This is a genomic window from Stutzerimonas decontaminans (genome assembly GCF_000661915.1).
GTDB lineage: Bacteria > Pseudomonadota > Gammaproteobacteria > Pseudomonadales > Pseudomonadaceae > Stutzerimonas > Stutzerimonas decontaminans.
Window position 1 is genome coordinate 4,067,901 of the sequence record NZ_CP007509.1, and the last position, 13,083, is coordinate 4,080,983.

General features: G+C 64.3%; 13 protein-coding genes. 7 read left to right on the forward strand and 6 right to left on the reverse strand.

The window, feature by feature from the left end:
- Positions 1-19 precede the first annotated feature (19 nt).
- Together UIB01_RS18865 and rph are read right to left on the reverse strand one after the other, a co-directional pair.
- A complete protein-coding gene (locus UIB01_RS18865) occupies positions 20-388 on the reverse strand; it encodes a DUF4870 domain-containing protein (RefSeq protein ID WP_038663867.1) in 369 nt (122 codons plus the stop codon).
- A gap of 17 nt (positions 389-405) precedes the next feature.
- Complete coding sequence (rph, locus tag UIB01_RS18870) at positions 406-1,128, reverse strand: ribonuclease PH (protein WP_038663870.1); 723 nt, start codon at positions 1,126-1,128, stop codon at positions 406-408.
- 151 nt (positions 1,129-1,279) lie between these two features.
- Here rph and UIB01_RS18875 point away from each other — a divergent pair, with 151 nt between their 5' ends.
- The 5 genes from UIB01_RS18875 to ridA all read left to right on the forward strand — a co-directional run bounded on the left by UIB01_RS18875 (position 1,280) and on the right by ridA (position 5,874).
- Positions 1,280-2,143 carry a YicC/YloC family endoribonuclease gene (locus tag UIB01_RS18875; RefSeq protein ID WP_015278471.1) on the forward strand — a complete coding sequence of 288 codons (864 nt, stop codon included), beginning with the start codon at positions 1,280-1,282 and terminating at the stop codon, positions 2,141-2,143.
- A 69-nt stretch (positions 2,144-2,212) separates the two neighbouring features.
- Positions 2,213-2,833, forward strand: coding sequence for a guanylate kinase (gene gmk, locus UIB01_RS18880; protein ID WP_038663874.1), 621 nt, complete (start codon positions 2,213-2,215; stop codon positions 2,831-2,833).
- Positions 2,834-2,948: 115 nt separating this feature from the next.
- Positions 2,949-3,212, forward strand: coding sequence for a DNA-directed RNA polymerase subunit omega (rpoZ, locus tag UIB01_RS18885; RefSeq protein WP_015278473.1), 264 nt, complete (start codon positions 2,949-2,951; stop codon positions 3,210-3,212).
- Between the two features lie 60 nt (positions 3,213-3,272).
- On the forward strand, positions 3,273-5,381 hold the full coding sequence (gene spoT, locus UIB01_RS18890) for a bifunctional GTP diphosphokinase/guanosine-3',5'-bis pyrophosphate 3'-pyrophosphohydrolase (RefSeq protein ID WP_038663876.1): 2,109 nt from the start codon (positions 3,273-3,275) through the stop codon (positions 5,379-5,381).
- Positions 5,382-5,493: 112 nt separating this feature from the next.
- A complete protein-coding gene (gene ridA, locus UIB01_RS18895) occupies positions 5,494-5,874 on the forward strand; it encodes a RidA family protein (protein WP_038663878.1) in 381 nt (126 codons plus the stop codon).
- Between the two features lie 43 nt (positions 5,875-5,917).
- Here ridA and UIB01_RS18900 read toward each other — a convergent pair whose 3' ends face one another.
- The 3 genes from UIB01_RS18900 to UIB01_RS18910 form a co-directional block, all read right to left on the reverse strand.
- A complete protein-coding gene (locus UIB01_RS18900) occupies positions 5,918-6,490 on the reverse strand; it encodes an OmpA family protein (RefSeq protein WP_373278844.1) in 573 nt (190 codons plus the stop codon).
- A gap of 8 nt (positions 6,491-6,498) precedes the next feature.
- Positions 6,499-6,960 carry a FecR domain-containing protein gene (locus UIB01_RS18905; RefSeq protein ID WP_038663881.1) on the reverse strand — a complete coding sequence of 154 codons (462 nt, stop codon included), beginning with the start codon at positions 6,958-6,960 and terminating at the stop codon, positions 6,499-6,501.
- 350 nt (positions 6,961-7,310) lie between these two features.
- Entirely contained in the window at positions 7,311-8,069 is a 759-nt protein-coding gene (locus UIB01_RS18910; RefSeq protein WP_038663884.1) for a substrate-binding periplasmic protein, read from the reverse strand.
- Between the two features lie 500 nt (positions 8,070-8,569).
- Here UIB01_RS18910 and UIB01_RS18915 point away from each other — a divergent pair, with 500 nt between their 5' ends.
- On the forward strand, positions 8,570-10,543 hold the full coding sequence (locus tag UIB01_RS18915) for an AAA family ATPase (protein WP_038663888.1): 1,974 nt from the start codon (positions 8,570-8,572) through the stop codon (positions 10,541-10,543).
- Positions 10,544-10,586: 43 nt separating this feature from the next.
- Here the strand turns inward: UIB01_RS18915 and UIB01_RS18920 are convergent, their stop codons facing one another.
- The gene (locus tag UIB01_RS18920) at positions 10,587-11,663 is read right to left on the reverse strand and encodes a GlxA family transcriptional regulator (RefSeq protein WP_038663890.1); all 1,077 of its coding nucleotides are present in this window, start codon (positions 11,661-11,663) and stop codon (positions 10,587-10,589) included.
- 111 nt (positions 11,664-11,774) lie between these two features.
- Here UIB01_RS18920 and UIB01_RS18925 point away from each other — a divergent pair, with 111 nt between their 5' ends.
- Entirely contained in the window at positions 11,775-13,052 is a 1,278-nt protein-coding gene (locus UIB01_RS18925) for a tetratricopeptide repeat protein (protein ID WP_038663893.1), read from the forward strand.
- Positions 13,053-13,083: the final 31 nt, after the last annotated feature.

Genomic DNA, 13,083 nt, shown 5'->3' on the forward strand with positions numbered 1-13,083 from the left:
ACCGAAGGCCGAAGCAGTCCTATTTGACGATCCGCCAGCAAAACGGATAGCGGTAGGGCTTGCCCTCGTTGGCCCGAATACCGGCGATCACCACTAGCACCAGTGCCACCACACTCACCAGCACCATCAGCGGAAATCCGATGAGGATCCAGGCGAGCACGCCGCAGATCATCATCAGAATGCTGAACGTGAGCTGGAAATTCAGCGCCTCCTTGCCCTGCTGATCGACGAAGGGATCCATGTCCTTCTTCAGCTGCCAGACGACCAGCGGACCAATCACGTTGCCGATCATCGGCGCCAGAAACCAGAAAAAGGACGAGTAGTGGCAGAACATTGCCCACTGACGCGCCTCGCGACTGGGCAGCGGTACGAGCTCCTGATCGGTCATTTCGCGCTACCTCTCGCTCAGTCGGCCAGCGCTGCGCGCTGCAAGTCGAACAGCTGACGCACGCCGTCATGGGCCAAGGCCAACATCGCGTTGAGTTCCTGCGGGTGGAACGGCGCGCCCTCCGCGGTGCCCTGCACCTCGATAAAGCCGCCCGCGTCGGTCATCACCACGTTCAGATCGGTTTCGGCCGCCGAATCTTCCAGATAATCCAGATCCAGCACCGGCTCGCCCTGATAGATACCAACCGAAACCGCCGCGATCATCTGCTTGATCGGGTCGCCCGACTTCAGACCGCCACGCTTCTTCAGCACCTTGAGCGCATCGATCAGCGCGACCATGGCACCGGTGATAGATGCGGTGCGGGTACCGCCGTCGGCCTGGATCACATCGCAATCGACGAACAGCGTGTTTTCGCCAAGCTTGCTCATATCCAGAGCGGCGCGCAGCGAGCGACCGATCAGACGCTGGATCTCCAGCGTGCGTCCACCCTGCTTGCCTCGCGAAGCCTCACGCTGGTTCCGCTCACCGGTAGCGCGGGGAAGCATGCCGTACTCCGCAGTCAACCAGCCCTGACCCTGCCCTTTCAGGAAGCGCGGAACGCCGGTTTCGATGCTGACCGTGCAGATCACTTTGGTATCGCCGAACTCCACCAGCACCGAACCCTCGGCGTGCTTGGTGTAGTTGCGGGTGATGCGGATCGAGCGCAGCTGATCGGCGGCACGGCCACTGGGTCGCTTCATGGATACGTCCTGCTAGAGAAGAAAGTGAACGGCATTATAGAGCCCATTACCACGGAAAAGGGTCGCGGCCGTCTGGCCATCGCTGCAGTGATGGCTGGTTTTACTTTACAATCCTCCGCCTTTCGCAGCCCCCATTCGAGAGGTATCCCCGATGGTCCACAGCATGACGGCCTTTGCCCGCAGCGAGCAGGCCGGCACCCACGGCACCCTCAGCTGGGAAATCCGCTCGGTCAACCATCGCTATCTGGAGCCGCACCTGCGCCTGCCGGAAGCCTTCCGCGACCTCGAAGGCGCGGTCCGCGATGCCCTGCGCAAAGGCCTCTCGCGCGGCAAGGTCGAATGCACCCTGCGCTTCGCCGAAGAAAACAACCGCACCGCACTGCAGGTCGACCGCGAACGCGCCAGTCAATTGATCGCGGCCGCCGAGAGCGTTGCTGCGCTGATCAGCCAACCCGCGGCCATCGATCCCCTGCAGGTGCTTAGCTGGCCAGGCGTGCTGGTTGGCGATGCGCTCGACCCGCAGGCGCTCAACCAGAGTGCTCTGCAACTGTTCCACGACGCCCTCGAACAGCTGAAGGAAGGCCGCCGCCGCGAGGGTGAGGAGCTGGCCAAGCTGCTCAACGAGCGCCTGGACAGCATCCTCGAAGAAGTCGCCACGCTGCGCGAGCAGGTGCCGCAGATGCTTGCAGCCCAGCGTCAGAAGGTTCTCGACCGCTTCGCCGAGATGCGCGCCGAACTCGAGCCGCAGCGTCTCGAACAGGAAATGGTGCTGCTGGCGCAGAAGAGTGATGTCGCCGAAGAGCTCGACCGCCTCAGCACCCATGTGACGGAAGTGCGCCGAGTGCTCAAGACCGGCGGTGCGGCCGGACGCCGCCTCGACTTCCTCATGCAGGAACTCAACCGCGAAGCCAACACCCTCGGCTCGAAGGCATTCGACCCGCGCAGCACCCAGGCCGCGGTCAACCTCAAGGTATTGATCGAGCAGATGCGCGAGCAGGTGCAGAACCTCGAATAACCATTAGCCGCCTTGGCGGCTGGTCTATTTTTGTCCCACAGCATTCATAGCGCTTTCCAGGAACCCGTCATGTCCGCCACCACCGGTACGCTCTATATCGTTTCCGCGCCTTCCGGGGCCGGCAAGACCAGCCTGGTCAAGGCGCTGGTCGATGCACAACCGCAGGTACGGGTGTCGGTTTCCCACACCACCCGCGCCATGCGCCCGGGTGAGGTTGACGGGGTCAACTACCACTTCGTCAGTCGTGAGGATTTTGTCACCCGACTGGAGCGCAACGAATTCCTCGAGCATGCCGAAGTATTCGGCAACCTGTACGGCACCTCGCAGCGCTGGCTGGAAGACACCCTCGCCGAAGGCTTGGACCTGATCCTGGAAATCGACTGGCAGGGCGCGCAGCAGGTGCGTCGATTGATGCCAAAGGCCAAGTCGATCTTCATCCTGCCACCAACCCAGGAAGCCCTGCGTCAGCGCCTGAACAACCGCGGTCAGGACAGCGACGAGATCATCGAGAAGCGCATGCGCGAAGCGGTCAGCGAGATGAGCCACTACGTCGAGTACGACTACCTGGTGATCAACGACGACTTCGCGCACGCGCTGATCGACCTGCAATCGATCTTCCGCGCCAACCGTCTGATACAGACGACCCAGCAGCAACGCCATGCCCGTCTGCTCGGCGAACTGCTGGCATAGCTCGGTTGGCGCACAGCCCGCAGAAACAGCGCTTCCATTAAGGCTGGTGATTTTTTAGACTACTCCGTCCGCTCGCCCATTCGGGCACGCTCTACCGCTACTGATGAGGAACACCATGGCCCGCGTTACCGTTGAAGATTGCCTGGACAACGTCGATAACCGCTTCGAGCTGGTCATGCTCGCTACCAAGCGCTCGCGCCAGTTGGCCACCGGTGGCAAGGAGCCCAAGGTCCCATGGGAAAATGACAAGCCGACCGTCGTCGCCCTGCGCGAGATCGCTTCCGGCCTGGTCGACTACGATGTCATTGCACAGGACGAGATCGTTGACGACGAACCGCTCTTCACCCAGTACGAGGAAGAGCCGAACGAGGCCATCTGAATAAATGCCAGGTCGAAGTCGAACCGATAACATCGAAGCCCGCTGGCAAGGAGCATTATCTTGCCAGCCATAGACGCGCTTGCGGATCGCCTATCGACCTACCTCGGCCCAGACCAGGTCAATCTGGTCCGCCGTGCCTATTTCTACGCCGAGCAGGCCCATGACGGGCAGCGCCGGCGCAGTGGTGAAGCCTACGTCACCCATCCCCTCGCGGTAGCCAACATCCTCGCCGACATGCACATGGACCATCAGAGCCTGATGGCCGCGATGCTGCATGACGTCATCGAAGACACCGGCATTCCCAAGGAAGCGCTGGTTGCGCAGTTCGGCGAAACCGTTGCCGAACTGGTCGACGGGGTCAGCAAGCTGACCCAGATGAACTTCGAGACCAAGGCCGAGGCACAGGCCGAGAATTTCCAGAAGATGGCCATGGCCATGGCTCGCGATATCCGCGTGATCCTGGTCAAACTCGCCGACCGCCTGCACAACATGCGTACCCTGGAAGTGCTGGCCGGGGAAAAGCGCCGCCGCATCGCCAAGGAAACCCTGGAGATCTACGCGCCCATCGCCAACCGGCTGGGCATGCACACCATGCGCGTGGAGTTCGAGGATCTCGGTTTCAAGGCCATGCACCCGATGCGCTCCGAACGCATCCGCGCAGCCGTACGCCGCGCCCGCGGCAACCGCAACGAGATCGTCGAGAAGATCGAACAATCGCTGATCCATTGCCTAGAGCGCGAAGGCCTGGAAGGCGACGTACTGGGCCGCGAGAAGCACCTGTACAGCATCTACAAGAAGATGCGCGGCAAGCGCAAGGCGTTCCACGAGATCATGGACGTCTACGCGTTCCGCATCGTGGTGGACAAGGTCGACACCTGTTACCGCGTGCTCGGCGCCGTGCACAGCCTGTACAAACCGCTACCGGGCCGTTTCAAGGACTACATCGCGATCCCCAAGGCCAACGGCTACCAGTCGCTGCACACCACGCTGTTCGGCATGCACGGTGTGCCCATCGAGATCCAGATCCGCACCCGCGAAATGGAAGAGATGGCCAATAACGGCATCGCCGCGCACTGGCTGTACAAGTCCCCCGAGGACGAAGTACCCAAGGGCACCCATGCCCGCGCGCGGCAGTGGGTCAAGGGCGTACTCGAGCTGCAACAGCGTGCCGGCAACTCGCTGGAATTCATCGAGAGCGTCAAGATCGACCTGTTCCCCGATGAGGTCTACGTCTTCACGCCCAAGGGTCGCATCATGGAGATGCCCAAGGGCTCCACCGCCGTCGACTTCGCCTATGCGGTGCACACTGACGTCGGCAACACCTGCATCGCCTGTCGCGTCAACCGTCGCCTGGCGCCGCTGTCGCAACCGCTGGAGAGTGGCTCGACGGTGGAGATCGTCACCGCGCCGGGCGCGCGGCCGAATCCGGCCTGGCTGAATTTCGTCGTCACCGGCAAGGCACGCACGCATATCCGCCATGCCCTCAAGCTGCAGCGCCGCTCGGAGTCGATCAACCTCGGCGAACGCCTGCTGAGCAAGGCGCTCAGCGGTTTCGAGACCAGCCTGGAGAAGATCAGCCCCGAACGTATCCAACAGGTCCTGACCGAGTACCACATGGAGTACGTCGAGGATCTGCTGGAGGACATCGGCCTTGGCAATCGCATGGCCTACGTCATCGCGCGCCGGCTGATCCTGCGCGACGATGAACAGGCGCCGGCCCTCGAAGGCCCGCTGGCCATTCGCGGCACCGAAGGGCTGGTGCTGAACTACGCCAAGTGCTGTACACCGATCCCGGGCGACCCCATCGTCGGGCATCTGTCCGCCGGCAAGGGCATGGTCGTGCATCTGGAAACCTGCCGGAACATCGCCGATGTTCGCCACAACCCGGACAAGTGCATCCAGCTGTCCTGGTCGAAGGATGTTACAGGCGAGTTCAACGTCGAGCTGCGGGTCGAGCTGGAGCACCAGCGTGGCCTGATCGCGTTGCTGGCCGGCAGCGTCAATGCCGCAGACGGCAACATCGAGAAGATCGGCATGGACGAGCGCGACGGCCGCATCAGCGTCGTCCAGCTGGTGGTCAGCGTGCATGATCGCGTGCATCTCGCGCGAGTGATCAAGAAGCTGCGCGCCATCAAGGGCGTCACCCGCATCACCCGCGTCAAGGCCTGAGCCCCTCACTCCGCCGCCCTAACCGGCGACAGCTGCACGACGCCACGGCTGGCCGCTCTCGCCGCCAGCCATTATGCTGGCGGACCGTTGCCCAATTCCCAGAGGAGTCCCCATGAGCAAGACCGTGATCAACACCGACAAGGCCCCGGCCGCCATTGGCACCTACTCCCAGGCCATCAAGGTCGGCAATACCGTCTACCTTTCCGGGCAGATCCCGCTGGATCCGCAGAGCATGGAGCTAGTGGAAGGTTTCGAAGCGCAGGCCGTGCAGGTGTTCGAAAACCTCAAGGCAGTGGCCGAAGCAGCAGGCGGCTCGCTGAAGGACATCGTCAAGCTCAATATCTTCCTCACCGACCTCGGCAACTTCGCCACCGTCAACGAGGTGATGAGTCGCTACTGCCAGCAGCCGTACCCGGCTCGTGCCGCGATCGGTGTCGCCGCGCTGCCGAAGGGCGCGCAGGTGGAAATGGACGCGGTTCTTGTCATCGACTGATCGGGTCGTATGTCGACGCGGCGCCAGCCGCCGCGTCGTTGAATCAACGCACCAGAATTTCGACCCGTCTATTGCGCGGCTCGGCAGTGGCGTCCGGCGTCGCCACCAGCAGATTGCGCTCACCGTGGGACTCCACCCGCAACTCCATCGCCTCCAGCCCCTTGGCGCGCAGTAGCTCGGCGACCGCCTGGGCGCGGCGCAGACCAACCTGTTCGTTCGCCGCACGATGCCCCAGGGTATCGGTATGACCAATCACCGTTACCACCGGATAGTCCCGACGCCGGGCTGCCAGCAGAACGCTGTCCAGCAGCTGTTCAGCCGCGCTATCCAGCGCACTGGATGACGCCAGATGAAGGGTGAACCGCTCCGGCAATGCCGGCTGGGCGGCCAGCGCCCTGTCGAAATCCGCCTTGCGCCGCATCTCGGACACGGCATAGGCCTGACCGGTGCCGGCGATCACCATGCCCTGGCCGGTCACCTCTAGCCGACGCTGCCCGTCCTCTCCAAGCGCCACGCCGCCGCGTCCGCCGTTGTCGTCCGCCAGCATCACGTAGGATTGCTGCGCGCAGCCACCCATTGCCGACATCGCCAGCAGCACCATCGTTTGCATCAGCATTGACGGCTTCACGGCGCCACCTTCATCAACACCTGGCCGCCACGTACGCCGATCCGGCCGTCCGGCGTGTCGACGGCAATGGCCTGCGGATCGAGGCGGGCCATGTCGCCAGCTATCAGGTTGAGCGTGCCGCGATTGAGCGTCGCGCGCAGACGCAGCTCATCCGATGCCGGGGCGAAGCGATAGTCGTCGAGAGTCAGCTCGCTGTGCGGGCCGAACGCCAATACGCTGCCGTCACCGAGGATCACCCCCAGACCACCTTCGGCGCCAGTGCTCAAAGCCACACCTGGCACGATCGCCTGGCCGACCTTGGCGGGGTTGGTATAGCCGCGGCTGCTGATGTACGCAGCGCCTTCCACCCGCGCTACATGCCCGACCGGCTCGGGCAGGTTTTCGGCGGCGGCAGGCGCAATCCAGACTGCAGCGACCATGCTGAAGGCACGCAGCATATAGTTGTTGAAGCAAGTCATCGAATTCTCGAATCGTCAGGAAATGCAGTTGGAGCGATCCCGCTCCACTGGACTAAGGCAGTCCAAACCGGCAAAAAATCCGTACCGTTTCGTTTTCCGGTGATTTGTTGGCCGAACAGGGGCGAAGCCGGCCCTGTCTTGTCGAGGCGCCTCAGAGACGATTGTCAGCCGCCCGGCCTTGGGAAATATGGGAGTCGGAGCGAGCAGGCTCTCGCTGCGGCAGCCTGCGCACTCAGATGACTCACATGCGCTGCGCTTCACTCCTGAGTAGTGATGCGATCCGAGCGCAGATAGAAATCCAGCAAATCGCTACGGGGGCGATCACTCTTCCCCGTTAGCGCGAAACGTCTTCAGTTCACGTAACGCTGCGCTACCTGTCGCAGCAACCCTTCCTGCTTCATCTGGTCAAGGGTGCGCTGCAGTTTCTCGACGACCGCATCCGGCGTTTCCTTGTTCAGCGCCAGATAGAGGTCGACCCGGCTCAGGGTCAGCGCCACGGCCAGCGGTCCGACGCCGGCCTGCTTCGCCTCGTATTCGCCGGAGGGATTGGTGGTCGCCCACAGATCGAACTGACCGGCCTTCAGCTTGGCCGGTGTCTCGATCAGCGAGCTCTGCACCTCGATACCGCGGTTGATCAGGTACTGGCTACCCACACTGCCCTCCTTCGAACCAATCCGGTATCGCTTGGCGTCTTCCAGGCTGGAAAGCTGGATCTGGCTATCCGGAGTCTTGAGCAGCACGATCTGAATCTCGCTCAGCGGACCGACCCACTTGTACTTGGGCTCGCGCTCGGGGGTGCGGCTGAGCGAGAACACGGCGAAACCCGGGGTCTTTTCGGCCAGCTGCTGCAGGCGGCTCCACGGGAAACGCAACGTCATCGCGTAGGGCACGCCTGCGCGCTTGAACAGAGCGGCCACCACCTCGGCGTCGATGCCACTGATCGCGTCCTCCTTGGCGAAGTTCTTGCCATCGACGGCCATGCTGAACGGCGGGAAGTTCTGCGTGAGCAGGTTGATCGTTTCCTCGTCGGCGCTGGCGGAGGCGAAAGGCAAAAAGGTAATCAGGGCGCCCAGCAAAGCGCGGCGAAGATACTTGTTGTTGGTCGGCATGTTGAAGTCTCGCGTCGATCGGACATTATTTTTCCGCACCGGTATCAAGCCCGGGCGGCTGTCGGCAGATTGTTGTTTGGCCCGCAGCAGTTCGTGACAAGCGACCGCGCGGCGACGGACCGTAGCAGGCCTTGGCGAGCCAATCTCTGCGTCGGATCACTTACGCGACAGAAGCCATTCATCAGCCGTTCTTGCATACGGCGTGCGAGGCGCCGCGACGCGTCTTCAAGTGCGGCTTTTCGTTCCGCAGGCGACCGGTCATTCGTCGAAAACCTGCTGCCCGTTCGTCGCGTAGCCGCCCCCGTGGTGGCTCTTGCCGTATTCTCGCCGGCTATCGGAGTCTGCCGACCCGAGACACAGTCGGGCATATAAATCGCATCCAACACATCCGAACTGTGGCGCGCCACGCAATTGGCGCTGCGGGGTTTCCCGCAAACAACTGTGGTCCGCCTCCTGGCGGTGGTTTGTCGAAACGTCGGGCCTTCCCGATTGGATGTGAAATGAAAATACCCCGTCTGCTACAAGGTCGCCGCGGCCCTGTGCTCTCCATTTTCCTGCTCCTGCTGATCACCGCCAGCGTCGCCTATTGGCAGTTGCGCCCCAGCGCACCATCGACGCCGGCCACTGGCGCGGCGGCCAGCATGCTCGAAGCCTTGCAGGACTCCACCGAACCTTGGCAGGCCAATCGGCGCGACCTCTCCGTGCTGATGGGCGATCTGCGTGGCGCCACTATCGCCAGCGCGGCGCTGGGCAAGGATGCGGTCTACGTAAACTTGCACGATGGCCTGCGCTACTGGGTGCCGGACCAGTCCGGACGCGTGGCCGGGCTGCTGCTCGATCATTACGCACAGGGCAGCGGCGAGCTCTTTCCCTTGGCGATGTTCCAGACCGACGCAGAAAAGCCGTTCTACATGGTTCTTCTTCCCTACTCACCGATCGCCCTGCTGCTGATCGGCGCGGCGCTCTTCTTCGCCATGAAGACCCGCAGCTTTGAGGTCCAGCGCAAGGGCAGCGGCGTGACCTTCGCCGACGTCATCGGCGCCGCCGAGGCCAAGCAGGCCCTCAGCGACGTCACCGCCTACCTGCGCGAACCGGCCGCCTATGCCCGCCTCGGCGCCCGACCACCCAAGGGTGTGCTGCTGACCGGCGAACCCGGCACCGGCAAGACCCAGCTGGCCAAGGCGCTGGCGAGTGAGTCGAATGCCAGCTTCATCCAGGTCACCGGCAGCGACTTTTCGTCGATGTACTTCGGCGTCGGCATCCAGAAGGTCAAGGCGCTGTTCCGCACCGCGCGCAAGCAGGCGCCATGCATCATCTTCATCGACGAGATCGACGGCATCGGCAAGCGTGCCGAGCAGACGCGCTCCAGCGACGCCGAGAGCAACCGCATCATCAACCAGTTCCTCGCCGAGATGGACGGCTTCGATGGCGCCGCCGGCGTGCTGGTGCTCGGCGCCACCAACTTCCCCAACTCGCTCGACCCGGCGCTGGTACGTGAAGGCCGTTTCGACCGCTCCATCGCCGTCGGCCTGCCAGGGCTCGATGATCGCGAAGCGCTGTTCCGCCTGTACGCCGGCAAGATCAGCGCGGCGACCGATCTGGACTTCCCGCAGCTGGCGCGCAACACCGTCGGCCTGACGCCGGCCGCGATCGCCTATATCGTCAACCACGCAGCATTGCTGGCGGCTCGCGCGGGCGCCAGACAGGTCGATATGGCACATTTCGTCGACGCGGTGGAAACCTGCCGCATCGGCGAGCAGCCCTCCGGCGTGACACCGATGTCCGCCACCGACCGCAAGCGCATCGCCGTGCACGAAGCCGGCCACGCGCTGGTGGCGGCGGCGCTGAATGTGGGGCGGGTGGAAAAAGTCACCATCCTCCCGCGCGGCCAGGCACTGGGCGTGACCCTGGTGACGCCGGTGGAAGACAAGCGCCTGCACATGTACTCCGAGCTGCGCAATCGCATCCAGATGCTGCTGGCCGGGCGCGGTGCCGAGCAGCTGTACTTCCATGAGGTGTCTTCGGGTGCCGGGCAGGACCTGCAGGAAGCCTCGAAGATCGCTCTCTCCATGGTCGGCGCCCTTGGCATGGGCCCGCGCGGCTCGCTGCTGAGCCTGCAGGCCGTGCGCGACGCGCATCTGGACAGCGATCCGCGCGAAGCGCTGGAAGCGGCCGACGAGCTGCTGCAGCAGCTCAATCAGGAGTGCCTGGCGCTGCTGCAGCGGTTGAAACCGGCGCTCGACCACATCACCGAACGCCTGCTCGCGGTGGAAACCGTGCCGGGGGAAGAGGTGCTGGCGGCCATCGAGCGGTTGCCGGTGCAACATCACGAAGCCAGTGTCAGCTCGATCATTGGCCACGCGCTGAACAGCATCGACCGCGTCGCGGCCAGCGCCATGGACAGCACCGACAGCTTCGAACTGTCGCCGGTGGTATCCAGCGAGCCGGAAGACGACGGCCCGACCCGGCTCTGAGCCGGGGGCGTAACGATCCCGGCGGGCGTCACATCCGCCGGGATCAGTGCATGGCCGGCGCCGCCTGCTGCAGCGTGGCGATGCCGGCCAGGCGCCGCGACAGTACGCCGAAGCGGCGCCGGTACTGCGCCGGCGTGAGGCCGACCTTGCGCCGGAACAGTCGACCGAAGAAGCCGGCGTCCTGATAACCGACCTCCCAGGCGATCGCCTCCACTGACAACTCACCGCTTTCCAGCAGCTGCTTGGCCTCTTCCAGGCGCAGCGTATGGATGTAATCCAGCGGCGTCAGTCCCGTGGCCAGGGCGAAGCGGCGCTGGAAGGTTCGTTCCGGCAGGCCGCTGATGCGCACCATGGCGCTCACCGGCGCCTCCTCCTCGTAGTGCTGCGCCGCCCATTCCTGACAACGCGCGATCACCGGGTCGGCCAGCTGCCCGGTGCGCATCATCGCGGCGTAGGCCAGCGGGCTGGTCGCATCCCAGTCGAACAGGTTCATCCGCGCCACCTCCATCGCCTCCCGCGCACCGACGAAACGGGCAATGAGAAACAGCCCCAGCGCATGCCAGCTGCTGCCACTGCCGGACATCACCAGGCGCTGACCGACGCCGGTGCTGACCAATGCCTTGTCCGGGTGCCAGTGCACGTCCGGGTATTCGCGTCGCAGGCAATCGCAGTAGCCCCAGTGCGAAGTCCCTTCGCAGCCGGCCAAGAGCCCGGTACGCGCCAACAGCATCGCCCCGGAGCAGGCTGCGGCCAGCGTCGCGCCGGCCGCGTAGCGCTCGCATAGCCATTGCGCCTCGGGCGCGTAGCGATCATCCAGCGGTTCCCAGGGGCTGACCGCCAGGTTGCTGACGATCACCACATCGGTCGGCGGCGCATCGTCCAGACTGGTGTGAGGGTGGACCGGAATATCGTTGTAGACCCGCAGCGAGCGGCCGTCGCGGCTGACGATCAGCGGCAGGAAGGGCGACGCCACGTCGGCGCGGTGCAGCAGTTGCTGCCAGTCGCGACGGGCACCCAGCAGCAGATCGTAGAGGCCGAACAGCGTCGAGGCCGTACTGTCCGGCGTCGCCAGCAGAGCGACGGTCAATGGCGGACGTTCGGCGATCTCTGAGCGGGCCATGGCGGAAATAGCCGGTTTGTTTCCAGGATGACTGGGGTCCAACGCAGACGTAACCCCGAGTATGGGCGCGTTGGCCGATGCCAACGAACCGGACTCATGGAGCATAGAACAATGAAAGACGCACACGGGTACCAACTGACCGGCTGCAACAGCGAGGCGCAGGCCCTGCTCGATCAGGCGCTCGCACAGTTCCGCTGCCTGCACGCCGACTCCCTGGCGACCACCGAAGCCACACTGCAGGCCTCGCCGGAACTGGTCATGGGCCATGTCCTGCACGCCTGGCTCTACCTGCTCGGCACCGAGGCGGCCGCACTACCGGTGGCCCGAGCCTCGTACGAGCGCGCCCTGGAGCTGCCGCACAATGATCGCGAGGGCCGTCACCTCAAGGCGCTGGGGCAACTGCTGGATGGTCGCTGGCACGCGGCCGGGCGCGTGCTGGAAGACCTCAGCATCGACTACCCCCACGACATGCTGGCGTTGCAGGCCGGGCAGCAGATCGACTTCTTCACCGGCGACGCACGCATGCTGCGCGACCGCATTGCCCGTGTGCTGCCGGACTGGTCACTGCAGCTGCCTGGCTACCACGCACTGCTTGGCCTGTACGCGTTCGGGCTGGAAGAAAGTGGCGACTATCGGCTCGCCGAGCGCTATGGCCGTGAAGCTATCGCCCTGCAACCCGCCGACGCGTGGGCCCAGCACGCAGTCGCCCACGTCCTTGAGATGCAGGGACGGCGCGAGGAAGGCATCGCCTGGATGCGCGGTAATCCGGCCTGGCAGCAGGACAGCATGCTGGCGGTGCACAACTGGTGGCACCTGGCGTTGCACCACATCGAGCTCGACGATTGCGGCGCGGCCCTGGACCTGTTCGACGGCCCCGTGAATGGCCATCAGAGCACCCTGGCGCTGGAGCTGATCGACGCCAGCGCACTGCTCTGGCGGCTGCAACTGCGTGGAGTGGATGTCGGCAACCGCTGGGCCGGCGTGGCCGAGCGCTGGGCCGCGATGGCGGCGGATGGCAACTATGCGTTCAACGACTTTCACGCCGCCATGGCCTTCGCCTGCGCTGGCCGCGACGACCTGCTGGGCCTGCTGCGCGCAGCCCAGCAACGGGCCTGCGCGCGGGACGACGACAACGCACGTTTCACCGGCCAGATCGGCGCTCCGGGCGTCGAGGCGGTAGTGGCGTTCGTCGAAGGCAACCACGGGCGATCTGTGGAGCTGCTGCGCTCGATCCGCAATCAGGCGCAGCTGTTTGGCGGCAGTCATGCTCAGCGCGATCTGGTCGACCAGACGCTGATCGCCGCCGCCGAGCGCAGCGGTCAGCAACGTCTTGCGCGGGCCCTGCAACGCGAGCGGCAACTACTCGCCGAACAACGCCGCATGCAGTGATCGGATGGCGCCCACGGGCGCCTTTCGCGAG